Genomic DNA, 24,144 nt, shown 5'->3' on the forward strand with positions numbered 1-24,144 from the left:
GCTGCTCTGCATCGGGGTTTTCCAAATTTTCTCCCCTGTTTGAGGGGAGATCCGGCAGTTGCCGGAGAGGGGTAAATAATGAAAATTCGATTTTCAGCTTGCTGAAATAAATTTAGCGAAATACACCTTGGCTCTGCCACGGTGATAGTCAAATTTAAGAATTTTCTTTATTTCGGAAACCTGGCATTCGAAAGTCTGCCAGGTTTTTAATAATCATCGTATTCAATTATTTCAAATTTCAATTCGATATTTTGATCGTTTTCATATAAAGAACAACTAAGGATTACAGTTAAACCAGAATATGAAGGACAGCGCATATCAATCCAATGAAAAGTTCCATTACTATTAATATCTTCATTCAAACTCCAGTTTCCAAACTTATTTTGTTCTTTAATATTAAAGAGAAAGTTTTTCAGATTTTGAAGGTAGCTTGAAGCTTTTTCATGATTATTTCCTTCGAAATATTGTACTATTACTGTATAACCGCTTTCACCATCTTCATACCAATATTCATAATATGCAACTTCCGCTCCTGGAAAATCAACATTAACTAATTTATTGCCAAATGTGCCATGAACTTTATTCTCAGAAATAACTTCTTTGAAGTAATTATCTGATGAATTCAGAATACTGGAAACAGCTTGATAAAATTTTTCGGAATCAATTGCATCTGATGATTGAGCTTCAACATTAAAGATAAGTCCAGTAATAACTATCATTACAAAGAATATTTTTTTCATAAGTTCCTCCAATCTATTATCTTCATATGAGTTCTGCATAATAGAGTTTTTTCGTCTTCCTGACGTTTTCTTCCAAGTTGTTCTTACGGCTTCGAGAAACTACGCCGGCACAAGTGGGAAGGATCTCGCTTTAATGAGATTCTTCAGTAGATATTTCCTGAAAGAAACTTCAGAATGACTGCATTTTTAATTATACAGATTCCTTTTATTTTCATCAACCTTTTAGGTTCTCAATTTTTGTAATGAATTTTTTTACTCTGTTTTCACTTACACTATTCTGCCAGTTTCCATCTATTTTGAAATGAGAACCAATTATAAATCCGTCAGCATAATTCCAATATTCAGAGATGTTTTGGATCGATATTCCTGAACCGATCAAAATGGCTAGTTTTGTAGATCTTTCAGCTTCTTTCAAATCAGAAAGCTCGGTTTTTTCCGAAGTGGATTTGCCGGTGATGATGATGCCATCACTCAAGAAGAATTCAGCGGCTTTGGTAAAATCGGAGATGCTTAGATCAGATGTGATAGCATGAGATGAATGCTTCTTCTGGACATCAGTGAAAATGGCAATGTGTTCAGCTCCGATTTTTTTGCGAAATCGCATCAATTCTCCGGCATCGGAGTTCATCAAGCCCTCATCAGCAATGTGGGAAAATACAAAACCTTCACAACGGACGAATTCGCATTCGGCAGCAAGTGCTGCCGCCAAAGCCGCCTGATTGGCTCCTGCCAGAATTTGCAAACCGCAGGGCAAATTCACTTCGCATTTCACTTCTCGGGCAATAGCAGTCATTGCAGCTGTAATCTCCGGACCAACTTCCCGATTCAAATAGGGAACATCGTGCATGTTTTCCAGCATGATCGCATCAACTCCACATTCCTGGTAGATTTTTGCTTCTTTGACAGCTAAATCAATAATTTCAGCAATTGTTTTGTCATTTTTTGGTGTTCCCGGCAAAGCCTGAACATGGATCATTCCAATAATTTTTTTAGTCTTGAAAAAATCTACTGTAAATTTGTTCATTATATTTTCCAATCCTTTCTAACGCATTTACAAAAACCGTGATAAATAGCACAGATTCCTCCAAAAATGGAGAAAAATCCCCAGAACAATGGAAGTGCAAAAATGTGCATTATGGAAATTTCACCGTTATTTGCCTTCACACTTTCCGAGATTATTGGAACGTAATAAATTCCAGCTGTAACAAGCATGCAGCCTGCTACGATCGCCGCATGACCAAAAATGATCATCCCATAGCGGTTTTTCACAAATGTTATCGTTATCAATCCTGTTGCTATGATCAATTTTACGAGAGCCCACATAATGATGCCCTGAGCAAAATGAATGACTGCAAAAACCAGCAATCCAATTCCCAATAATAATGTAATAATACTTCCAATTTTCATCTCTTTCTCCTTTTCGTCATCCTGAGGTAGCTCAAAGCTTCGGCTTGGCAGGCAAAATGACGATGTTTTGAGTAATTTCTTTAATAATCCATAACTTATCAATCCCAATGAAGTTGCAATTATTCCCATATATAATTCATCCACATTTTGCCAGAAACCAGTTAGTGTAATATTGCGCCAAACTGAAACCGTGATAACTCCCAGAATACTGGCAAAAATAAACTGATTATCTTTTATTTTTCCCGGAAAGATATAACCGTAAAGAACAGGTAATAATAAACAACTCGCCGAGTAACTTCCCAACGTTTTCCAAACATCTTTTATGTTCCCTTCAAATACAATTCCCAATATAACTGCCAGAATTCCCACGAAAATGATTCCCAAATGATAAAGTGAAACTTTTCCTTTCAATTTTCTTGGCATCAGATCATAGGAAACTGTGGTGCCGGCAATGAAAAGATAAGAATCCAATGTAGAAAGAATCGTAGCGAGAATCCCAGCCAAAACAAATCCTCTGATTCCTGCAGGTAGAATTTGCAAAGCATAGATCAGATAAGCTTTATCGGAAGCTGCTTCTGGAATTACAGCTCGTGCGTACATTGCACCGCTGGTCGTGCAGATATCGAATAAAAACCAGATCAAGGTAGAAATCAAGATTCCATTTCTGGCTGCTTTCTCATTTTTGGCAGCAAAAACTCGCTGGTAGAAATTCGGATCGACTAAAGTGGAAAGTGCGATAAATCCCCAAACCAAAGTAGTTGCAAGACCAACTCCGCCTGTAGGTGAAAAATGTGTGGCTGGTAGATTGGCTTTCAGAAATCCGATTCCACCGAATATTTTTACTGAAAAAACCAGAACTAAAAACACCCCCAGACACATCACGAAAAACTGTACGATATCAGAAAATACAACTGCCCGAAATCCACCATAAAGTGTATAGATAATAACGATCGTAGTTCCGATCAGCATACTTACAAATAGGGTTCCACCAAAAATTGCCTGAATCAGCAATCCCAAACTTATGACATAAGCGATAGGAAGCACATTGAAAAAATTGAAAACAGCACTCAGTTTTTCCGATTTAGGACCGAACATTTTCCCTACCAGATTAGGCAGCGTTACAGCTTTATATTTGGAAACTTTCTTCACAATGAAAAGTGCAAAAATAATGTAGGCAATATACCAGAAAAAACCCTGTGTTACAAAGTTGAAGATTCCTTGTTCAAAGGCGATCTTAGTCACGCCGAAAATGCCACCATACCAGGTTGCAACCAAGGTTGCCACAAACATCGGCAGAGTTAACTGTCTTCCCATCAAAAGCAGATCCAGAAAATTATATTCTTCGCTGTTTTTCTTTTTAACTTTTCTCTTGAGAGTCTGTCCATAAATGATTGCTGCAAAAGTAATTAATAAAACCGCTGAGAAAACTATCCAGTCAGCTGATGTTATTATCGATTTGTAATCGACCGTACTTTCAAAATTCATTTCACTCCTTTTTCGGAATTACCCGAACAAGTTCTAAGGGTCGCTTCCACCTCTCAGCACTTTCCCGCCTTTTTGCAGGAAGGCTCCCCTGTTTCTATTCGGAAAGATTTTGAAATTAGAATAAAAGTCAAATCATTTTATCAAAACATAAGTTTAGCAAAACCCTGAAAAGGTTTCTTCCACAGAATCTTGCATTAAACACTTTCAGGGTTTTAAGCAGGAAAAACCTTGCGTCGCAATGGTTGAATAATTGAATGAATTTCTAAATATCCTTGAAACTGCTAATCAGGAAGAAAATCTGGAGAAAGCCTGCCAAAGGTAGAGAAGCCTTTTCAAGTTAAGAAAAAAAACACGCATCCCCCGAAAAATTTGGAAAGTATAAACCTAATTTATTGTAATAAATGAAATTGAATTGATTTCACAGGTTAAAAATTCATGGGCTTGAAAAAAATGAAATTATTGTGTTTTTTTTGTTGCTTACTGAAAAATAAATATTTTTCGGGGGATGCGTGAAGAAAAAAACCATTTGACATCGAAATCATCCCAGTGAAAGTCGACTTTAGATCTTTAAGAAATTAGTGTGTAAATCTGATTTAGGGGTGCCGGAAGGCTGAGATAATACCCTTGAACCTGATCTGGATAATGCCAGCGGAGGAAATATGAAGAAATTGATAAAGTATCGAAATAAACCACATTCCCGTTATCTGCTGGGATGTGGTTTTTTTTGTTTTTAAATGTAATTCTGAAGAAAGAAACTTCGGAATGAAGATGAAACAAGACGTCTTCCTGAGGTATCTACAGATTTTCAAAGAAAATCTTCTTACTGCGGCATATAGCTTTGCTTTCGACTGTGTCCGGCGAAGCTTTGCGAAGACGGAAGGATCTCGTGAAAACTCTTTTAGTTTTACTTCTCGGAAATGCAATGGAGATCGTTTCGTAAGAAATTTTGTAAGATTCCTCGCAAAGACAGTACACTTTCTCCTCGATAGGAGAAGGTGGTCTGAACCACTCGTGAGTGGTCAGATCGGATAAGGTTGAAAAAAAAGGAGCGAAAAAGATGAAGAAATTATTTTTAATTATATTTATAATATTTTTAGCTGATCTGCTATTGGCAGATACTCTGATCGGTCAAATTCGATCAGCAGAAGAAGATAAGGCTTTGGAAGGTGTTTCTGTTTATCTTGAAGGAATGAATAAAGGCACGATAAGCGATGAAAAAGGAAATTTTGTAATTAAGGATCTGGAACCAGGACATTACTTTATAAATTTCACTCGCATGGGTTATAAATCTTTTCAGAAAGAAATTGATTTCCCCCAGGTTTACAGTTTGCAGATCAAGTTGAAAAGAAAACCGACTATGATCGAAGGAATGCGCGTTTCATCGACAGTTGCGGTGGAAAGAGAAACACCAGTTACATTTACGAATATGAAAAAAAAGGAAATTGAGGAAGCTAATTTTGGTCAGGATATTCCCATGCTGATGAATGAACTACCCAACGTATTTTCTTACGCAGATGCCGGCAGCCCGATGGGATATTCTTATCTCAAAATTCGCGGTTTCGATCAGAAGCGAATTGGGGTGATGATCAATGGAATTCCCCTCAATGATCCGGAAGATCATCAGGTTTACTGGGTTGATATGCCCGATTTTGCTGAAAGCATTTCCGATATTCAATTCCAGCGCGGAGTAGGAAGTTCCATTTACGGAGTTTCTACTTTTGGTGGTTCATTGAATATGCAGACAAATCATGCAACTAAGAAAGAAGGTTCCGAACTTTTTGCTAATTTTGGAAGTTATAATACTGTAAAATACGGCTTCAAAACAACTCATGATATAATGAACTATTTCAAACTCAATCTACGGCTTTCCCGCATCACTTCCGATGGTTATCGAGATAACAGCAAAACAGAGCAGCATTCCTATTTTGCAGGTCTCAGCAAGATCGGAGAACGCAGCATCACGGAACTTAATTTCTACGGTGGGAACGAACTCACTCATGCTGCCTGGTACGCCTCCTGGGAAGGTGATCTGCAGGAAAATCACCAGCACAATCCCATCACTTATGATAATGAAATCGATGATTTCAGCCAGCCACATTATGAATTGCATCACAAATATATGATCAACGAAAACCTGAATTCAGAAAATTCTCTTTTCTACATAAAAGGGAAAGGTTATTATGAACAGTACAAAGAAGATCGAGATCTCTGGGAATTTGGTCTGGCAGCCGATCCTGAAACGATCGAAACTGATCTGATCCGCCAGAAATGGGTAGAAAAAAATCAGTATGGCTGGGTGGGAAATCTGCATTGGAACCATCGGTTTGGAAATCTTACAATTGGCAGTTATATCAGCCTTTTCGACAGCGAACATTGGGGAGAAATTGAAGAAGTTATTGGAGCTGATACTTTAAGTGTCAGTTATGAGAAAAATCAGGAATATCACAATTACACAGGAGATAAAAAATATTATACATTTTACATCAATGAAATCTTCAAACCAATTGAAAAAATAAGTATCATGGCAAACCTTCATTATCAGATGATCGACTATAAATTCCGGCAGCATGAATCCGGTAATTTTGCCGGTGAAAATCTTCATTCCTACGAAGTTGATTACAACTTTTTCAATCCCAGATTTGGAGTTAATTACAACTTGAATGAATCGTTCAACATTTATGGAAATCTTTCTTTTGCGCAACGTGAGCCAACCGATGGCGAACTTTTCGATCTGTGGGATGGACCGGACGATTTAGGCGTTGCCCCGCTTTTTGCCAATGCAGATACGATTTATGTGAATGGCCAGATCGATCACATCAAGTGGAGCGATCCTTATGTGAAAGAAGAAAAGCTGATGGATATTGAATTGGGATTTGGTTACGATGCCGGAAGTTGGAAAATCAAAGCGAATCTCTTCCAAATGAATTTCCAGGATGAAATTATCGGCTATGGAACTATGGATGATGATGGTGATCCAATCCGTGGAAATGCCGATGAAACAGTGCATCGCGGAGTGGAGCTTGAAGTGAAAGCAGAAATATTTCCAGATCTGAGTTTGAGTGGAAGTTTCAGTTACAACGATAATTATTTCGAGAAATTTATTATGAAAGACTGGGATGCCAACTGGAATGTTATCGATGTAGATTATTCCGGTAATAAAATAGGTGGTTTCCCCGATATTCTAGCAAGTTCCAAACTTTCTTATGAATGGAAATCTCTATTGACTTCCTTGCAAATTCAACACGTTGGAAAACAATATCTGGATAACACGGAAAATGAAGATCGCATTGTAGAAGCATATCAACTTTTGAATTTTGGTTTTAGTTATAAATTTGATGAATTACTAAAGAAAACAGACGTTGCCGTGAATTTGAAAATTAATAATCTTCTGGATAAAGAATACGAAACATCTGGCTATTATGATCCGTGGGGCGGACCTGACTGGAGTGGTGCGAATTATTATTTTCCCGGAGCTGGAAGAAATATAATTGCAGGAATCAGAGTAGGATTTTAGAGCTCCTTGCAAAGGTTTTTGAGCTCCTTGCTTATTCGACCTTCGCAAGGTTGTATATGAATATATAAGTTAGCATACCGGGCAGACTGGAAGGTCTGCCTATTTTCAACCTTTGATGATAAAATATAACCTTACACCATAATGATTGAAACTATCTATTTTTTCAATATAATAATTCAATAAATCAGCACTTAAATCATTCATTGAGCTTCCAATAATACCTAAATTGTAATAAGGTTCAACAACAAAACCCAAACCTGGTTCTTCAAAACCTCCGAAAACGAATTTCGTGAAAAATTTAACGTGCATATTAATGTCTGTAACCGAATCATCATAATCTGTATCATCGATATCAGATTTCTCTCCAAAGCGTGTGAAATAACGCCAAAACATAAAATTTATTCCAATTCCCGGATCAAATGCGAAACTTCCGGAATCTATGTTTATACCGAAATCCATTGGTAAACTCAAACATCTTAACCAAATGTCTTGTTGATGCTTCACACCGGAATTTCCTACCAGCAAAGCATGAGTTTTAGCTCGATTATATTGAAGTCCAAAAGAAAAACTGAAATAGGGCATTGCCAGACCAAAATCAAATACCATACCATGATTTAGATGAATTTCATCCATTTTAGATGTGAGATATTCCTCATACACATCATTATATTCTTTAACAACTTTATTCAAATTCTTAAATGAGCCAGATGCAACATTGTAACCCATACCGAAGTAAGCTGTTTGACCAAATATCAGTTGAAAAGCGACAAAAATAAAAATGATAAAAAACAATTTCTTCATAAAATATTCCTCCTAAATTCAAACTAATGTATATTATTCAAGTTTCTTTAGTCAAGAAAATCGTTTATTCTGCCTGACATTTTTCAAGCAAATAAAGTCTGTTAGGCAATAATTTCTTGACAGAAAATGCCTAACAATAAGGTGTTATTGCATGATTTGTTAGGCAGGGATTTATGAGTATTATTAATGATATTCTAATTGAAGAAAAAAATAGGTTGTTAGATCTGTTGGAGCAGTTTGAAAAGGAATTGAGAAATCTTCCCAAGGGATCTATTTCATACAAAGAACGAGGAAAACATATTTACTGTTACAGAGCTTTTCGAGCAGGGAAAAAGATTATTTTTCAGTATCTGGGCAAAGAAAATTCTGATCAAGTAAATGCAATGAAAGAAAAAATTCTTAGAAGAAAAAATCTTGAGCAAAAAATCAATGAAATAAAAAAAAATTTACAGGAAGTACGTAGAGGTTTAGGTGAAAAACAAAAATAAACTTTTTGAAAACATTTTACTTGCTTTAAACAAAGCAGGAATTCTGCAAGACATTATATTAATTGGCAGTTGGGTTCTGCCAGTTTATAAATATCACTTTTCTAATTCAGCTGGAATTCCAATTCTACGAACTACAGATATTGATTTTTTGATTACAAATCCACCCGGAATCAAAAAGAAAGTAGATGTTTCGGCAATTTTAAAATCCTTAGGTTTTGAAGAAACTTTTTCTTTATTGAATAATTTTACCAAGTTTTCACATGTCGATTTTGAAATAGAGTTTTTGATTCCCAAACTGGGAAGAGGAAATGACAAAGCTATTTATATTGAAGAACTCAATGTTATTGCTCAGCCCTTAAGATATCTTAATTTCATTCAAAATAATACAATAGTTATGGATTTTGGTATTATGAAGATTCGAGTACCGGAACCGGCAGCTTTTGTTTTAATGAAATATCTACTGACAATCAAAAGAAAAGATGAAAAAAAAATCGCCAAAGATTTACGAACAGCTAACGAATTAACCGATTTTTTATTATCAAAATCTGATCAAAGAAAAAACCTCAAAATACTATTTTCAGAAATGCCCAGAAAATGGCAAAGAAAATTAATGAAAATTATTTATGATAACTGCTTTGAGCTTTATAAGCTTTTGACAGAAGAATCTGAGACATAACTCAATACAAAACTCCTTCTTTTCTATTTTTTTTTGAGCCAAGAAAATCGTTTATTCTGCTTGTGAACTCTAACAGCATCCCTCTCCGCAACCGCATTTACCCGATGAAGCCGAAGAGGAACAATTGCATTCTTCCACAGTTCCTTGCTGGATATCTGCCTGGTATTTCTGCATTCTCAATTTTCGTAACTCGTTCAAATCGTCACGATTTACAATGATCTCCATGCCAGCTTGCGGTTTGGTGCAGCAGGCATACTGGATCGCGTTATTGATCTCAATGGCACACACCTGACAGCAGCCGAAAGGACGACCAGCCAGGAAACAGGGAGCCGGAATTGTAATACCGTTCTCTTTGGCTATTTGCACAAGATTCAGATTTGAGTCGGTTACTGTTACTTCTTTTTTATCGATTGTGATTTGCATAAAATCTCCTTTTTTTGTGTTTTTTTATCAATTGGCTGTTATATTATCAAGATATTTTTTTTAACAACCAGGCAATATTTTCGCCTAAAATTTTCATCGTGCGAATGCCTTCCTCGTCCTTTTCATAATCACCAAAAGTTCGAGCCAGGCTCATATTCCAATAGCTGCTGCCGGGAATTATCATCTGGTTGATCAGGAAAAAATGATTGATGGAATCGAAGACATGGATCGAGCCGGCCCGACGAACCGCCACCACAGCCGCTCCCAGTTTTCTTTTCAAGGCTCCGCTATTGGCTCCGTGCAGAAAACCACAACGATCTATGAGTGCTTTGGTTTCGGGAGTGAGATCGGCATAATATGTAGGCGACCCGATGATGATCGCATCAGCTTCCAGCATTTTTTCAAAATTGGAATTCAAATCATCTTTTTGAATACAGCGTTTATCATCGCTTTTGAAGCAGGCTCCACAGGCTTTGCAGCCATTTACCGGCTTGCCGCCGATCTGCACGATTTCGGTTTTGATATTATTTTCCCTCAAAACTTCTGCTACTGTTTTTAACATTTCGAATGTGTTGCCGTTTGCTCTGGGACTGCCGTTGAATAGAACTGCTTTCATGTTATGCTCCTCCTCTATATTTTTTTTGCCGCTCTGTGCGGCAGCTGCCTGACATCTCCCCTAAAATCAGGGGAGAAAATTTTGAAATCCCTAAGTAAGCAGCGAGGAACTCTTTTGATTAAACGATAATTCAACTTTTCAAATCCAGCCTAACCAGTTCCTGCAATTCGCTGTTCGACATTTCAGAAATCCAGGTTTCGCCTTTCTGAACGGAAATTTCAAATAATTCCTTTTTAGATTCCAGCATTTGATTAATTTTTTCTTCAAATGTGCCGGTAGTAATGAAACGGTGAACGTTCACATTTTTGTTTTGCCCGATGCGATAAGCTCTGTCGGTTGCCTGATTTTCTACAGCAGGATTCCACCAGAGATCATAATGAACTACATGATTTGCTTCTGTTAAATTCAAGCCGGTTCCACCTGCTTTCAAAGAGAGAATGAAAATCTTTTTGGTTTGATCATTCTGGAATTGTTCGATCATCTCATCACGCTTTTTACGGCTGATGCCACCATGCAAAAACAGAACATCAGTTTCGAATTTTTGGGTCAGCAGTGGCTGTAAAATATTTCCCATTTCTTTATATTGGGTGAAGATAAGACATTTTTCCCGATTACTCAATATCTTTTCTAAAAGGGTAGTCAGGAATTGAGTTTTACCGGAATCCTCGAGCGATTTGTCTCCTTTCTTCAAGAAATTCACAGGATGATTGCAGATCTGTTTGAGAGATGTTATCAACTTAAAAATCGCACCTTTACGTTCAATACTTTGTGCAGAATCAGTTTTATCTAATAACTTCATTGTGCTATCAACCACATTCTGATAAAGGGCTGTCTGCTGTTTTGTAAGCAAACAAAATTGATCAATCACGATTTTTTCGGGTAGATCTTTAATAATGGATTTATCTGCTTTCACACGGCGCATAATAAATGGTGAAGTGATGTGCAGGAATTGCTTGAGTTTGCCTTTATCGCGCTCTTTTTCGATGGGCATAGCGAATTCCCTGCGAAAAGATGTCGCCGATCCCAAAAGCCCTTTATTCACAAAATCCATGATGCTCCAATATTCTGATAATCTGTTTTCTACTGGTGTTCCTGTCATCGCTATCCGAATGTTGCCATTCAAGGATTTTATTGCTTTGGTCTGTTTGGTGAGTGGGTTTTTGATATTTTGTGCCTCATCCAGAATTATGAAGCTCCACCTGGTTTTGTTTAATTTGCGGTTATCGCTTCGCGAAACTCCATAAGTGGTAAGAACTGCCTGACAGTTTGTTTCAAGTTCACGTTTGTAACCATGATATATTGTTACGTTTAGCGTGGGTGCAAATTTCTGAAATTCCTTTTGCCAGTTTGTGAGCAGAGTTGTGGGAACAATTATCAGAGCTGGGTTGGAAAGATCGGATTGTTCCTGATATTTGAGTAAAAGTGAGATGACCTGAATGGTTTTTCCCAACCCCATGTCGTCTGCGATGATGGAACCGAAGCCGATTTGCGCATTATGAAACAACCACTGCAATCCACGCGTTTGATAATGTCGCAAAGTTCCCTTTAAGCCGTTTGGAACAGCTATTTTTTTTACAGAGAAAATATTTTTAAAAATTCGTTTAAGGTCATTACTGATGTCCAATTCAACATCTTTATATTTACCTTCGATTCCCATTCGCAAAAGATTTGTGGGAGTGAACGAGGGAATATCCTGCCGGGCAGTTTTCATCAATTTCTGGAGTTCATTCTGCTCGATGTAAATGTATCGATCAGCATATTTAACGATTCCCGATAACTGGCTCACATGACGAAAAAATTCATCTTTGCTTATGAATTTATCGCCGATGGCTATTTCCCAGTTGAAAGAAAGCAGCTGCATCAGATCCAGATAAGATTTCACTTTCATTTCTTTTTGTGATTTCTTCAAAGACAAAGTGAGTTGAGGTTTGATGATCTTTTTCAAAGATTTTGGGATGAGACTTTTCACTCGCAGAATTTCCAGGATGGGCAGAGAATGAAACCAGATAGAGACAAATTCATTGGAATTTATGGAGATCGGAGTTTGTGCCTGCCGGGCTAGATAAGTATTTACTACCGGCAAGAATTCACTGAGCTGAGAAAGATCTTTCAATAATGCGAGTCGCATCTTTTCATATTTTTTTTGCTTCAAGACTTTCTGCAGGGGAATTAATGTTTCGATTTTCTTCTGCTTTTCTTCAACCAGAATTTCAAACAAAAATTCGTTGCCTTTTGCAGTTTCATCTATCTTGATGACCGGCGAATTGAGTTGATGAACGAGATAAAATCTGCTGAGCCAGAGATGAATAGTGTGGGGAATTTGTTTATCTTCAAATTTCTTAAGACAAAAGGAGAAATCATGAAAGAAAAAGCTATCTATCTTGTCCATTCTCCGCTGAGATATTTTGATATAATAATCTTGCATAATGTTCTTAATAATTTGGGAAATGAGAAAATTCACTGCTTCTTCAGGATTTGTCGAACTTTCTTTTTTACTGTCAATTATCTTCACAAAATTTTCAGGAATAACTTCTACCATTGTGTGGTAAATATCAGATACATTCTTTTTGAATAACGCCGGAATCCATCTCAGTAAATAACGATTTTCAGTATCATTAACTATTTGCGGTAGATACGCTCCAGCTTTGATCAGGTGAAATGCAAAAGCCAGACAAAACCAAAAGACAACCGTTTGAGCATTTGCTTCCTGCAATTCTGCCAGGTCAACCTGTTTAAAATATTGATAAAGTCCTTCCAGTTCATTCAGCAAAATCCTTTCCTGTTTGTCATTTTCCAGTTCAACAGCAAAGTCCCTGCTATCTTTCTGTAACTTTATAGATGTGACTTGATATTGTGTTAATCGCTGCGTTTCCTGTGAGGTTGAATTCAAAAATTTTGTGATAAGTTTTTTATTGAATTTATACATTTCCGCCAGTACATATCGAAAGTCTCGATCAGTTATAAACAAAGGATTCTGCGACAAAACATTGATAATATCGTTATCACTTTCAGCGATGGTGGAAAGGTCAATTTGCTGTAGTATCTGGAATGCATTATTCTGCTTACTAATTGTTTTTTTTATCGAAACCAGAGCCTTCCAACTTGTAATATCTTGTTCCAGAGAATTAACTTTATTCTTAGAAATATCAACCGTTCTGGAAATTTCCGTCAGCAGATCGTAGTTATGAAAATCAAAAACGAGGAAGGGATTTTGATCGATTTCGTTGGCGATGATATAGAAAACCGCTGCAATATGTTTGCAGGGAACTGCCCAATCCGGACAGGAGCAGCTTGCTTGCATGTCTTGCCAGGAATTTGGAAATAAGGCGATATTTTTTCTTTCCAAATCATCCAACAAGGTGTATGGAAGCTTATGGGAAGCTAATTGAGACAGATAATAGGGATTGTCCAGAATGATTTTTTTAATTTTTTCCTGCTCAGTTTTTGTAAACTCCTTTTTCACGATTTTCACTTTATAAGGCGTTGCTCTGGTTCCCGAAACTCGGGCATGAATATATTTCTGTTTGATCTCGATAGAAACCACCGAGCCGTTGCGAGCATATCGCACACCGCGCGGCAGACGATTGGAATAATCGATATTTGTGAGTGCCTTGAGCCAGGCTGCTCCCCACCAGGTATTGCCAAATTTTGTATTAGCCATTACTTTTCTGTTCCTTTATCTAGTATTTCACAAATTTTAAGAAAATATTTTTTTCATTTTAGATTTTTTCTATCACTCCAATCCACCACCGTTCCGGCATAAAATGGCTGGATCATGCCGGATTTAAGTTCGATCAGGATGGCTCCGTTTTTGTTCAAACCTCTGCATTTTCCGGAAAACTGGTCAAAATCTGTATCTAAAGTTATTTCTTTATCTTTTAGAAATGAATTTTCATTAAAATATTTCAGGTCGAATTTGCCTTCAATAAAATCGGGCAGATCAGCTGCGAATAAATCGAAAAATTCTGCCAGTATCTGACGATTATCAACTTCTTCTCCCAAAATGTTTTTCAAAGAAATTGCGTCTTCTTTAAGTTCATCAGGAAAATCTAAGTTATTTGAATTTAGACCAATTCCAATCAGATGATATTTTTCATTTTCCAAGTGAGAGGATAGAATACCAGATAGTTTTCTGTTTTGTAAAAAAATATCGTTCGGCCATTTTATTTTCAGATCATTTGTTATTGTTGGAAAAAGTTTACTCAAAATTTTATGCAAACAGGTTCCGGTGAATATCGTTAAGCTGGATTGTACTGAGAGTCCATAAAGCGCAGCAGTCAGCCAGATACCGCCAACAGGAGAAAACCAGTTGCTTTTGTTTCTGCCCAGCCCACCGGATTGTTCATTGGCAATTACCAGGAAATTTCCCTGTGCTGTTTGTTCCCGAATCATTTTTTCTGCCTGTTTGGAAGTGGTTATCAATTTTTCGTAGAAGTAAACTTCATCGAATAGGGGATGTTTAAATTCAATCATTATTATCCTTTCATGTCTTTGCGAGTATTCTCTTGCTGGCATCTGCCGAAGCAATCTCAAATAATGAAAGAAGAGAAAGAAATGATTGCCGCGTCGTTCCGAAAGTTCTGGGAACTCCTCGCAATGACTGAAAGAGTACCTTTGAGGAATTATTCATAGTATCACCATTGCATCGCCGTAACTGAAAAAGCGGTATCTTTCTTGAACAGCAATTTTGTAGGCATTCATGATATTTTCATAACCCGCAAAAGCCGAAACCAGCATCATCAGCGTAGATTCTGGCATGTGAAAATTCGTGATCAAGCCATTTATGATCTGCAAATTCTTTCCAGGATAAATAAAAATATCCGTCCAATGTGAGCCGGATTTTACCTTTCCATTTTGGGCAAAACTTTCCAGTGTTCTGGTCGTCGTGGTGCCCACCGCGATGATCCTGCGTTTCGCTTCTTTTGCTTTATTAATTTTTTCAGCAGTATTTTGGGAAATCTCACAAAATTCGCTGTGCATTTTGTGTTCGGCAATGTTGTCCGTTTTTACGGGTCGGAAGGTTCCCAAACCAACTCGCAAAACAACTTCCAGGATTTCGATATTTTTAGTTTTAATTTTTTCTAAAAGTTCGGGAGTGAAATGTAAACCAGCTGTGGGAGCGGCCACAGAACCACGTTTTTGAGCATAGACTGTTTGATAGGTTTCTCTGTCTTTTTCGATCGGGTCGCGTTTGATGTAAGGCGGCAGCGGAGTTTTGCCAAGTTTATCCAAATTCTGCCAGAAATCTCCCTTCCAGTAGAATCTTATAATTCTTCCACCTTCTTCGGCATGATCGACGATCTCGGCAGAAAAATTTTCAGAAAAATTAATTTTAACTCCAATTTGCAAACGACGACCCGGTTTTACCAGACATTCCCACACATCGTCCTCTAATTGATTCAAAAGGAAAACTTCTACATTTGCGCCTGTAGTTTTATTTCCAAATAATCTGGCCGGAATAACTTTGGTTTTGTTCACAACCAGCACATCGCCTGGAACCAAAAAATCTATAATTTCCGAAAATTTATGATGTGAAACTTTTCCTGTTTTTTTTTCTAATTTCAAAAGACGGCTTTCAGAGCGAGTTTCTACTGGGAACTGAGCAACAAGTTCGGGCGGAAGATCGTACCAGTAGCTGGAAGTTTTTGACAGATCTTTCATATTATTCAATTCGTTTTTTATATTAAACCCCTCAGTTCTGCATGAAAAAAAAAGTGCAAAACAGCTCCCCTAAACAAGGGAGCAAATTAGGAATAACTGCATATAATAATTCACCTTAAGCATGTTAACTCATATAAGATTAAAAAAATATCATTCATTATTTTTCTGTAATTTTGAAAGGAACATTTTCGGCATCTTTCAATATAGCTTTGAAATGTCCGAAAATAATTTTACTGCTCATCAATACCGGAATTTTGTGTTCATCATAGGTCAGCCAGATGTAGATTTCACCGGTTTGTTTGAAGATAGCTTCGCCTTCCAGGATAGGCTCCACCACGATGCATTCCTTATCACCGAAGATCGTCTCGATAGTTTCGAGGCGATGGGCTACAATTTTGGCGGGATAGTTTCTGCCGTCTGCTGTAACGTTGATCACCAGCGTATCACCAACGCTGAAATCCTGCAGGCGGTAATAATAGAAAGCACTGAAAATATCCTGCGTTTTATCGGCGATTTCCATTCTTTCTTGACTGGTCTTTTTTTTCTTAATTTTAGTATAAATTGTAAAATTCTGATCGGGATAATAAAAATGAATGCGATGCTGGCGATAAGAACCTTCCCGCAATTTTTTGGTAAATCGCAGTGTCACCAGTCCGCGTTTTCTCCAGATTGATTCCAGGCGATCTCGCACTTTATAAACGTGATCAAAAAAAGAATTCGTATTTGCCAGAGAAGTGATTCTGTACGTTTCTATTGAATCTCGGTAGGTATGATCTTCAATTTGCAGGGTAGCTTCACCAGCACTGATAACTCCGTATTTGATCTCGAAAGTAAGTTTTTCTCCAGGCTGGAAGGCAAGTAAACTTACACTGAAAATCGTTAATAGTATTAGAATTAATTTTCTCATCCGAATGTTTCTCCTCCACCGATATCAACTGAACTGTTTGTGGTGCATCGGCCATAATCGAAACGCAGATTAAAGCGGTCTTGCACAAAAATACTGATGCGCAGTCCAGCACCGAAACTGCAGCGGAACTTGGAAAAATTGAGATCTTCCAAATTCTGCATTCCCTGTCCCGTATCAAAAAATGTGGCAAATCCAATTCTCTGTCCGATTTTTCCGGTGAATGGAAAAAAGCGATATTCAGCTCGGAAGGCAATTCCATGATTATTCAAAAAGAGTTCATTATTAAATGCTCGAACGTATTCTCCCAATTTGAACAACCTGTAAAATGGGGTTGTATCGGAGCGATATGAAAAATATTGTTGAAATGCGAAAACGTGATTTCTATTGATACTGATAAATTCGCGCAGATCGAGAGTCAGTTTTTCATAATCATAATCACTCCCCAGCCAGGAACTATAGGAATGTAATTTCAAATTGGCAAAAATTCCTTTAGTCGAATAATCTTCGCTGTCCCGGCTGTCATAACTTATACCAGAACCAATTCCTGATAGTATATTTTCTTCATTTCCAGGTAGATCAGTCATTAATACAGAATTTTCGCGTTTTATGATGACACTGTGAAGTTGATCGGAATAGAAATGAAGAAACCAGTTTGGTTTAAGATCATATTTCCAATCCAATTCGAATTCAAATATCTCCGGAGTAAATTTGTACATCTCAGCTTCAGGATCAGTATTTTCAACACCGTAAAATTCGCTGGGCCATTTCATAAAAGAAGTGTCTATGTTCAGTTCCGAATTCAGATTTGTTAGATTAAATTTCGGGAAGAAACGTATCTGCAACTGTTTTTTCTGGGTGTACATCGTCATCATATCCAGATGGTTCTTCAATTCAGGATCTTGATCAATCTGATAGCGATAGTAAGTTATCAAACCACCCCAGAAACCTGTTTCCTGCGAGTAAGCAAACTGAGGAAAAACTGCGAATTCTGAATTCTTTTCTTCTTTGCAGTTAAGTGGAAGGAAAATAATTAAAACTAAAAAAATCAAAACTATTTTTTTCAAAATGCTTCTCCTGAAGCGATACTAATATTGAATTTTACTTCTCCAAAGCCAATATCAAGCCGCACGTTCATGCGGTCTTCCAAAAAGAAGGAATAACGAAATCCCATACCATAATTGAACTGTAGATCGGTTAAATTGAATTTGTCGATTTTACCGGCAACTTCTCCCAATTCAGCAAAAAAAGCTAAACCAAGACGTTGTTTGAAACCTTCCTGCCAGAAGAATAATCGGTCTTCAAGACGCATCACAAATTCATTTTTGTCTACAAAAAGTTTTGAAGTGATTGCTCGCATATTTTCATCAAGATAGTTCATTTGATTAAATGGAACATTGCCATCGATACTGCTGAAAAAAGTCTGTACAGCAAAAGTATTTCGTTTATCAATTTGCAGGTATTTTCGCAAATCTAAAATGAATTCCCAAAAATCATATTCGCTGCCGGTAAGTTTAGAAAATCTATTTATCTGTAAACTGCCAAGATTTCCAGATGTAGGAAAGGAGGTATTATTTCTGTTATCAAAAAGCAGTTTCAAGCCGATTCCGGAAGTTAATGAATTTTCACTACCTGGAATTATATGCGCAGCGAGTAATCCATTTTCTTCGGTTTCTGATACTTCAAAATCCATGAATTCATAATACAATCCAACTTCCCAGAATTGATTTAACTTCTTTACAAATGTCGTTTTCATGCTTGTTTCGATAGCAGTAAAACTTTCGGAATCATCGCGATCTGTTTTCATTCCAATGCCATAAAAATCTGTTGGCCACTTCATGTATTGGATCTCACTTTCCAAACGATAATTTCCATTTTGAAAGTGAATGGTAGGACTGAAAAAAATATTGAATTGTTTTTTCTGACTGTAAGTAGAAGACAGATAAAATACATTTTTGGGAGCTGTATCTTCATATTTGGCAGAACGATAGCGAAGATATGATAAAACTCCACCGTAAAACTCGGTTTCATTGGAATAGCCTGCGATAGGATAAGCAGCGAGTTCCGTTTTGGCTGGAAGTGATAAGATTATGGCTAAAAGAATGAATGCAAGGAAGAAAAATCTCAAAGTTTACCACCTGTTATAAAGAATTCTTCGCCCGTAATATAGCTGTTTTCATCCGAAAGCAGAAAGTCGCAAACGCCGAGCAGATCCTTGAATGAAGCGCATCTTTTTAGAGGAATTTCACGCAGTTTTTCATTGTAATATTCTTCGCGGAACTTGCGATAGCTTTCTGAATATTGACTGTCATCAATTTTTATCGGTCCGGGAGAAACCGTGTTGATGATGATGTTGTTGTCTGCTTCTTCAATAGCGAGTGTTCTTCCCAGATTGGCTATTGCTGCTTTAGAAGCTGCATAAGCTGAACCTTTTGGTAGTCCGATGCGGGAGACATTTGAGCCGAAAAGAACGATTTTTCCATTTTTGTTTTTTCTAAAATAAGGTATCAAACACTTCAGCAGGTTAAATGTTCCAATCACATTTATTTTAATAATAGAATTCCACAATTCGGGGTCGGTATCGATCATATCCTGAACATTATGGTTCCTGGCTGTGGCAGTATGAATCAACCGGTTTGGCAGCCATCCAGTTTCATCAAAAGTTTTATTCAATTTTGCTTGCAGATCTTCAAGATCAGTAAGATCGGTTTTCAAAATTCTTACATTTTTTAGATGGAATAGATCATCGATTCTGTGTGTATCTTTATGAACGATAAGAACAAGATTGATCTTTCTCTGGCTAAGTGTATGAGCCAGATAAGATCCCACATTTCCACCAGCTCCTGTAAGAATAAGTGCTTTATCCATGTAATTTCTCCTTGAGTTTATCCAAAATTGTATGAGCAACCTCAAATTTGGTTCCGCAGATTTTTTCCTCAACTTCAGGTGAAATCAGAGTTATCTCAGTTTCATCTTTTCCCGAAACATTTAGATTGTTTGCAGCGATGAAATCCAGGTTTTTTGCTTTCAACTTTTTGCGTGCATTTTCTACAATATTTTCCGTTTCAGCCGCGAATCCGACTAATATCTGATCTCTGGTCTTTTGCCGTCCTAATTCTGCTAAAATGTCTTTTGTTCTCTTCATTTGTAAATTCAAAGAATCACTTTTTTTTATCTTATGATCAGATTTCGTTGCAGGAGTAAAATCTGCTACAGCTGCTGTTTTGATAGTGATTTTGTGTTTAGGAAATTCATTGATTACAATATCATACATTTCTTGTGCAGAAATAGTTTCTATACTTTTAAAATATTCCGGAATTTCTTCAGCTACTGCTGCATGAACAAGGGTAACTTTTGCGCCTCGGAAATGGGCAGCACGCGCCAGAGCAAGTCCCATCTTCCCGGAAGAGTAATTGGTGATAAACCGCATCGGATCAATGCTTTCCCGGCAGGCACCAGCTGTTATCAAAATTGGAATGTCTTTTAAATCTTGTTTATAAGAAAGATACGTTCCGGCAAAATGAATGATTTCATTTGTTTTGGGAAAGCGTCCTTTTCCTTCATAACCGCAGGCAAGTTTTCCATATTCCGGTTCCATGAAGAAATATCCATGATCAGTGAGTTTCTGTATATTTTCTTGAACAAGAGGGTTTTCGTACATGTGAATATTCATGGCAGGAACGAAACAGACAGGTGCAGTAGTTGCCATGATCGTGGTTGAAAGCAGATCATCAGCAATACCTGAAGCAACCTTTCCGATGATATTTGCTGTGGCAGGAGCTATCAAAACCAGATCTGCCCAATCTGCCAGTGAAATATGTTCGATATCAGCCTCAGCATCAAACAATCTGGTCACTACTTTTTGATGAGTTATCGATTTAAATGTGACAGGACTGATCAGTTCGCAGGCATTACTTGTAAGAATCGTGCGAACTTCCGCACCAAGTTTAGTCAACATGCTGGCAACATCCACTGCTTTGTAAGCTGCAATTCCACCAGTTACACCTAATAATATTTTTTTATTTTTGAACATGATAAACTCCCTAATTATTGATTATCAAATCATTTGGAAACGCTTTTTTTGTAAAGCATTTTGTGCTAATGAATAAGATTCAAAATTTTCGGATTGACAAGATTTTTTCCATTTCATTAATTCTCATTCAAATGGAGGTGGATATGAAAAAAATTGTAGTACTCTCATTAATTAGTGTTTTCGTTTTTACATGTTTACAAGCAGCAGATTTGGAAGAAACGCTGGAATCACTTTCCGGCGAAGCAGCCGAAAGTTATGTAAGTCCTATTGTATCAGCTTTTGGTACAAACCTGAATGGTGGTTGGTTTCATTGGGCACCGAAAGACAAGTTATTTGGACTCGATGTCGAATTTGGTATGGTGTTAATGTCTACGATGTTTCCTGATGATGATAAAAGTTTTGATGCAACTGGAGCATTCCAATTTAACCAAAACCAAGCAGAAAATATTGTAGAAAATTCGGGCATATCTTCTGGTGACTATGGATATGATGAACTGGTTTCTGCGATCATGTCTCAAGAGTTTGAAATTGGAATTCACGGAGCTACAATTATTGGTGAAGAAGATGATCATGTGATGCTGGAATTTCCTGAGCAAACTGTAACAGTTGATATTGGCGGAAGCCCACAAGATTTTGATCTTCTGGCTTATTCTCAGGATTCTGGAGTTGGAGGTCTTCTGGATGATTATTCGATGCTGCCTTTAGGAGCTCCTCAATTGAGCATCGGTACTATTTATGGTACAAAAGCTGCATTTAGATTTGTTCCCAGTTTAGATATTGAAGATCTTGGAAAATTTGATTATTTTGGTTTTGGAGTTCAGCACAATCCCAAAGCCTGGCTCAAAGTTCCGATTCCTATCGATCTTTGTTTCTCCTATTTTACTCAAACTATGAAATTGGGAGATATTGTTGAAGCAAATGCTACAGCTTTTGGTTTAAATGTAAGTAAAACTTTTGGTGCAAGTTTCTTGAGTGTAACTCCTTATGCCGGATATATGCTGGAAAGTTCCAACATGAAATTTAAATATAGCTATGAATTAGGTACAGATCCAATTTCAGGAACTCCTTTAGATCCAATGGAGATAAAATTCGATATTGATGGAAAAAACAAAAGCAGACTGACCCTGGGAACTACTTTCCGCCTGGGAGTTTTCAACATCAATGCAGACTACAACATTGGAAAATACAATTCATTTACAGCCGGATTTGCTTTAGGATTCTAAATCAAAAAAAAAACTATTTAAAAAAGCTCGAACGATTTTGTTTGAGCTTTTTTTTGTTTGACCAATTATTTCATATAATTATATCAAGTTTGAGGTTGTAAAATGGAATTTTTAGATGTTATAAAATCAAGAAAAAGTATTCGTAGTTTTGCCGAAAAAGATATTCCAGAAGATTTTTTGTTAGAAATTTTAGAAGCAGCTCGATTGGCTCCTTCCTTTCAAAATCGTCAATGCTGGCGGTTTGTTGTGGTACGAGATCCTCAAAAAAGAAAAGAACTGGCTCTTAAAAGTGGTTTTCTGGGAAAAGTTAATTTCTTCATCAAAACTGCTCCGGTTATTATCGTTGCTTGTGCCGATACAAGTAAAAGTGGAACGGTGAATAATCAGGATTACTATCTGGTAGATGTCTCCATTGCCTTCCAACAGATGATGCTGGCTGCCTGGAATCGAGGAATAGGCAGTTGCTGGCTGGCGGCTTTCGATGAGAAAAAAGTGAAAGATATCTTAAATATCCCTGATAAAATCAGAGTTGTTGCGATGAGTCCATTTGGCTATCCCAAACAGAAGCAGGGATTTTATGCCAAAGCGGTGAAAACTTTCGCAGGCAGTAAAAAGCGGCTGGAAATAGAGAAGATAGTGAAATGGGATGAATGGAAGTGATGAGATTGTGGGACTTTGAGACTTTGAGACTTTGAGAATATATCAAAAAAAACCGTCATTCTGACGTTATTCCCCTCTTGAGAGGGGTGCGACTTCAGTCGTGGGGTGTGTTCACGTTGTTCTTACGGCTTCGAGAAACTACGCCGGCACAAGTGGGAAGAATCTCTTCGAATTTAGAGAAGTAAAGCTATAAGAAATTCCACGAGATCCTTCCGTCTTAGCAAAGCTTCGCCGGACACAGTCGAAAGCAAAGCAATTGGTATCCTCAGGAAGACGGTATTTTTTTGTCATCTGAGCAATTCTTTCACAGAAGATTGACGAAGAATCTGAAAATTGTATGAGACTTTCGGACAATGAGATTTGAAAAGAATAATTGACAGCAAAACAGCTTAGTCAGTTTTTTCATAAGATATTGGATAAAGGAGCTTAAATGAAATTGACAAAAGAAATTGTACAAAAATTACCAAAAACTGATCTACACGTTCATCTTGATGGTTCGATGCGGATCAGTACAATATTTGATCTGGCAAAAAAGCAAAATGTAAAACTTCCTGTAAAAACTGAGAAAGAACTGGCTGATAAAATTTGTTGCGACAGGCAATGCGAAAGTTTAGTCGATTACCTGGAAGGTTTTGAAATAACCTTGAGTGTGATGCAAACCGAAGAAGCATTGGAACGAATAGCTTTTGAACTGGCCGAAGATGCAGCCAAAGAAAATATTCGTTATATGGAAGTGCGTTATTCTCCAATTTTGCATACTCAAAAAGGTTTGAAACTAACTACAATTTCCGATGCAGTTATCAGGGGATTAGCAGAAGCAGAGAAAAAATTTAACATAAAAACGGGTGTGATTATTTGCGGAATTCGCAATATGGATCCGGGAACTTCCATCGATCTGGCAAAACTGGCAATCGCTTATAAAAATAAAGGTGTTCTTGGTTTTGATCTGGCGGGAGCTGAAGCTGATCATCCGGCCAAACATCATAAAGAAGCATTTTATCTGGCTTTGAACAACAACATCAACATCACTGTTCATGCCGGAGAAGCTTACGGACCGGAAAGCATTCATCAAGCTCTGCATTATTGTGGAACACATCGCATCGGTCATGGCACACGACTCATCGAAGATGGCGATCTTTTAAATTATGTGAATGATCATCGTATTCCGTTAGAAATCTGCATCACAAGTAATCTGCAGACGAAAGCCATCTCCGGTTTACGCGAACATCCGTTGGGATTTTATGTGGAATATGGATTGCGCGTTACGATAAATACCGATAATCGCTTGATCTCAAATACTACACTTACTGATGAATTTATGTTAGCGATAGATGAACTGGGATTGGATTACAGCGAAATAAAAAATATTATTATAAATGGTTTTAAAAGCGCTTTTCTTCCTTATCGAGAAAAAGTACGTCTACTGAATTCTGCCTTAGACGAAATGGATGAGATCGAAGAAAAAGAATTGAAAGGAAGAATCAAAATTCAGGAAAAAATATAATTTGAGGTA

At 37.3% G+C, this 24,144-nt stretch carries 20 protein-coding genes and 1 riboswitch; of the genes, 6 read left to right on the forward strand and 14 right to left on the reverse strand.

The window, feature by feature from the left end:
- Nucleotides 1-206: 206 nt before the first annotated feature.
- The 3 genes from K9N40_03150 to K9N40_03160 all read right to left on the reverse strand — a co-directional run bounded on the left by K9N40_03150 (nt 207) and on the right by K9N40_03160 (nt 3,632).
- The gene (locus K9N40_03150; GenBank protein MCF7813462.1) at nt 207-740 is read right to left on the reverse strand and encodes a hypothetical protein; all 534 of its coding nucleotides are present in this window, start codon (nt 738-740) and stop codon (nt 207-209) included.
- A 214-nt stretch (nt 741-954) separates the two neighbouring features.
- A complete protein-coding gene (locus K9N40_03155; protein ID MCF7813463.1) occupies nt 955-1,764 on the reverse strand; it encodes a BtpA/SgcQ family protein in 810 nt (269 codons plus the stop codon).
- Nucleotides 1,764-3,632 carry a sodium:solute symporter family protein gene (locus tag K9N40_03160; protein MCF7813464.1) on the reverse strand — a complete coding sequence of 623 codons (1,869 nt, stop codon included), beginning with the start codon at nt 3,630-3,632 and terminating at the stop codon, nt 1,764-1,766. Before K9N40_03160 ends, K9N40_03155 begins: the two co-directional genes overlap by 1 nt.
- Before the next feature lie 585 nt (nt 3,633-4,217).
- A riboswitch (TPP riboswitch) is annotated at nt 4,218-4,306 on the forward strand.
- A gap of 383 nt (nt 4,307-4,689) precedes the next feature.
- On the opposite strand from K9N40_03160, the gene K9N40_03165 reads away from it, so the two are divergent.
- Nucleotides 4,690-7,146 (forward strand): TonB-dependent receptor, encoded by a 2,457-nt coding sequence (locus K9N40_03165; protein ID MCF7813465.1) that lies wholly within the window; start codon nt 4,690-4,692, stop codon nt 7,144-7,146.
- A 105-nt stretch (nt 7,147-7,251) separates the two neighbouring features.
- Here the strand turns inward: K9N40_03165 and K9N40_03170 are convergent, their stop codons facing one another.
- Nucleotides 7,252-7,947, reverse strand: coding sequence for a hypothetical protein (locus K9N40_03170; protein MCF7813466.1), 696 nt, complete (start codon nt 7,945-7,947; stop codon nt 7,252-7,254).
- 173 nt (nt 7,948-8,120) lie between these two features.
- Here K9N40_03170 and K9N40_03175 point away from each other — a divergent pair, with 173 nt between their 5' ends.
- Nucleotides 8,121-8,435 carry a hypothetical protein gene (locus K9N40_03175; GenBank protein MCF7813467.1) on the forward strand — a complete coding sequence of 105 codons (315 nt, stop codon included), beginning with the start codon at nt 8,121-8,123 and terminating at the stop codon, nt 8,433-8,435.
- Nucleotides 8,419-9,111, forward strand: coding sequence for a nucleotidyltransferase domain-containing protein (locus K9N40_03180; protein MCF7813468.1), 693 nt, complete (start codon nt 8,419-8,421; stop codon nt 9,109-9,111). The genes K9N40_03175 and K9N40_03180 overlap by 17 nt, the downstream gene beginning before the upstream one ends.
- A 69-nt stretch (nt 9,112-9,180) precedes the next feature.
- Here K9N40_03180 and K9N40_03185 read toward each other — a convergent pair whose 3' ends face one another.
- The 10 genes from K9N40_03185 to coaBC all read right to left on the reverse strand — a co-directional run bounded on the left by K9N40_03185 (nt 9,181) and on the right by coaBC (nt 20,748).
- Nucleotides 9,181-9,534: a hypothetical protein gene (locus tag K9N40_03185; GenBank protein MCF7813469.1), complete on the reverse strand. Its 354-nt coding sequence runs from the start codon at nt 9,532-9,534 to the stop codon at nt 9,181-9,183.
- Between the two features lie 46 nt (nt 9,535-9,580).
- Nucleotides 9,581-10,150 (reverse strand): flavodoxin family protein, encoded by a 570-nt coding sequence (locus tag K9N40_03190; GenBank protein MCF7813470.1) that lies wholly within the window; start codon nt 10,148-10,150, stop codon nt 9,581-9,583.
- 130 nt (nt 10,151-10,280) lie between these two features.
- Nucleotides 10,281-13,811, reverse strand: coding sequence for a DEAD/DEAH box helicase (locus tag K9N40_03195; protein ID MCF7813471.1), 3,531 nt, complete (start codon nt 13,809-13,811; stop codon nt 10,281-10,283).
- A 53-nt stretch (nt 13,812-13,864) separates the two neighbouring features.
- The gene (locus tag K9N40_03200; protein ID MCF7813472.1) at nt 13,865-14,623 is read right to left on the reverse strand and encodes a biotin--[acetyl-CoA-carboxylase] ligase; all 759 of its coding nucleotides are present in this window, start codon (nt 14,621-14,623) and stop codon (nt 13,865-13,867) included.
- A 153-nt stretch (nt 14,624-14,776) separates the two neighbouring features.
- Entirely contained in the window at nt 14,777-15,811 is a 1,035-nt protein-coding gene (queA, locus tag K9N40_03205) for a tRNA preQ1(34) S-adenosylmethionine ribosyltransferase-isomerase QueA (protein MCF7813473.1), read from the reverse strand.
- A gap of 157 nt (nt 15,812-15,968) precedes the next feature.
- Complete coding sequence (locus tag K9N40_03210; protein MCF7813474.1) at nt 15,969-16,718, reverse strand: DUF3108 domain-containing protein; 750 nt, start codon at nt 16,716-16,718, stop codon at nt 15,969-15,971.
- Nucleotides 16,715-17,782 carry a BamA/TamA family outer membrane protein gene (locus tag K9N40_03215; GenBank protein ID MCF7813475.1) on the reverse strand — a complete coding sequence of 356 codons (1,068 nt, stop codon included), beginning with the start codon at nt 17,780-17,782 and terminating at the stop codon, nt 16,715-16,717. Before K9N40_03215 ends, K9N40_03210 begins: the two co-directional genes overlap by 4 nt.
- Nucleotides 17,779-18,843: a BamA/TamA family outer membrane protein gene (locus K9N40_03220; protein MCF7813476.1), complete on the reverse strand. Its 1,065-nt coding sequence runs from the start codon at nt 18,841-18,843 to the stop codon at nt 17,779-17,781. The genes K9N40_03215 and K9N40_03220 overlap by 4 nt, the downstream gene beginning before the upstream one ends.
- Complete coding sequence (locus K9N40_03225; protein ID MCF7813477.1) at nt 18,840-19,583, reverse strand: SDR family oxidoreductase; 744 nt, start codon at nt 19,581-19,583, stop codon at nt 18,840-18,842. The genes K9N40_03220 and K9N40_03225 overlap by 4 nt, the downstream gene beginning before the upstream one ends.
- Nucleotides 19,576-20,748, reverse strand: a complete 1,173-nt coding sequence (gene coaBC, locus K9N40_03230; GenBank protein MCF7813478.1) for a bifunctional phosphopantothenoylcysteine decarboxylase/phosphopantothenate--cysteine ligase CoaBC — start codon at nt 20,746-20,748, stop codon at nt 19,576-19,578. The genes K9N40_03225 and coaBC overlap by 8 nt, the downstream gene beginning before the upstream one ends.
- Before the next feature lie 143 nt (nt 20,749-20,891).
- Here coaBC and K9N40_03235 point away from each other — a divergent pair, with 143 nt between their 5' ends.
- The 3 genes from K9N40_03235 to add all read left to right on the forward strand — a co-directional run bounded on the left by K9N40_03235 (nt 20,892) and on the right by add (nt 24,135).
- Nucleotides 20,892-21,971, forward strand: a complete 1,080-nt coding sequence (locus tag K9N40_03235) for a hypothetical protein (GenBank protein ID MCF7813479.1) — start codon at nt 20,892-20,894, stop codon at nt 21,969-21,971.
- Between the two features lie 102 nt (nt 21,972-22,073).
- Complete coding sequence (locus K9N40_03240) at nt 22,074-22,631, forward strand: nitroreductase family protein (GenBank protein MCF7813480.1); 558 nt, start codon at nt 22,074-22,076, stop codon at nt 22,629-22,631.
- 430 nt (nt 22,632-23,061) lie between these two features.
- Entirely contained in the window at nt 23,062-24,135 is a 1,074-nt protein-coding gene (add, locus tag K9N40_03245; protein MCF7813481.1) for an adenosine deaminase, read from the forward strand.
- Nucleotides 24,136-24,144: the final 9 nt, after the last annotated feature.

This window comes from Candidatus Cloacimonadota bacterium (assembly GCA_021734245.1).
Lineage (GTDB): Bacteria > Cloacimonadota > Cloacimonadia > Cloacimonadales > TCS61 > B137-G9.

What these genes read in the sequence shown, in the direction of transcription:
- K9N40_03150 (MCF7813462.1), bottom strand. Translation starts at nt 740, where the DNA reads ATGAAAAAAATATTCTTTGTAATGATAGTTATTACTGGACTTATCTTT.
- K9N40_03155 (MCF7813463.1), bottom strand. Translation starts at nt 1,764, where the DNA reads ATGAACAAATTTACAGTAGATTTTTTCAAGACTAAAAAAATTATTGGA.
- K9N40_03160 (MCF7813464.1), bottom strand. Translation starts at nt 3,632, where the DNA reads ATGAATTTTGAAAGTACGGTCGATTACAAATCGATAATAACATCAGCT.
- K9N40_03165 (MCF7813465.1), top strand. Translation starts at nt 4,690, where the DNA reads ATGAAGAAATTATTTTTAATTATATTTATAATATTTTTAGCTGATCTG.
- K9N40_03170 (MCF7813466.1), bottom strand. Translation starts at nt 7,947, where the DNA reads ATGAAGAAATTGTTTTTTATCATTTTTATTTTTGTCGCTTTTCAACTG.
- K9N40_03175 (MCF7813467.1), top strand. Translation starts at nt 8,121, where the DNA reads ATGAGTATTATTAATGATATTCTAATTGAAGAAAAAAATAGGTTGTTA.
- K9N40_03185 (MCF7813469.1), bottom strand. Translation starts at nt 9,534, where the DNA reads ATGCAAATCACAATCGATAAAAAAGAAGTAACAGTAACCGACTCAAAT.
- K9N40_03190 (MCF7813470.1), bottom strand. Translation starts at nt 10,150, where the DNA reads ATGAAAGCAGTTCTATTCAACGGCAGTCCCAGAGCAAACGGCAACACA.
- K9N40_03195 (MCF7813471.1), bottom strand. Translation starts at nt 13,811, where the DNA reads ATGGCTAATACAAAATTTGGCAATACCTGGTGGGGAGCAGCCTGGCTC.
- K9N40_03200 (MCF7813472.1), bottom strand. Translation starts at nt 14,623, where the DNA reads ATGATTGAATTTAAACATCCCCTATTCGATGAAGTTTACTTCTACGAA.
- queA (MCF7813473.1), bottom strand. Translation starts at nt 15,811, where the DNA reads ATGAAAGATCTGTCAAAAACTTCCAGCTACTGGTACGATCTTCCGCCC.
- K9N40_03210 (MCF7813474.1), bottom strand. Translation starts at nt 16,718, where the DNA reads ATGAGAAAATTAATTCTAATACTATTAACGATTTTCAGTGTAAGTTTA.
- K9N40_03225 (MCF7813477.1), bottom strand. Translation starts at nt 19,583, where the DNA reads ATGGATAAAGCACTTATTCTTACAGGAGCTGGTGGAAATGTGGGATCT.
- coaBC (MCF7813478.1), bottom strand. Translation starts at nt 20,748, where the DNA reads ATGTTCAAAAATAAAAAAATATTATTAGGTGTAACTGGTGGAATTGCA.
- K9N40_03235 (MCF7813479.1), top strand. Translation starts at nt 20,892, where the DNA reads ATGAAAAAAATTGTAGTACTCTCATTAATTAGTGTTTTCGTTTTTACA.
- K9N40_03240 (MCF7813480.1), top strand. Translation starts at nt 22,074, where the DNA reads ATGGAATTTTTAGATGTTATAAAATCAAGAAAAAGTATTCGTAGTTTT.
- add (MCF7813481.1), top strand. Translation starts at nt 23,062, where the DNA reads ATGAAATTGACAAAAGAAATTGTACAAAAATTACCAAAAACTGATCTA.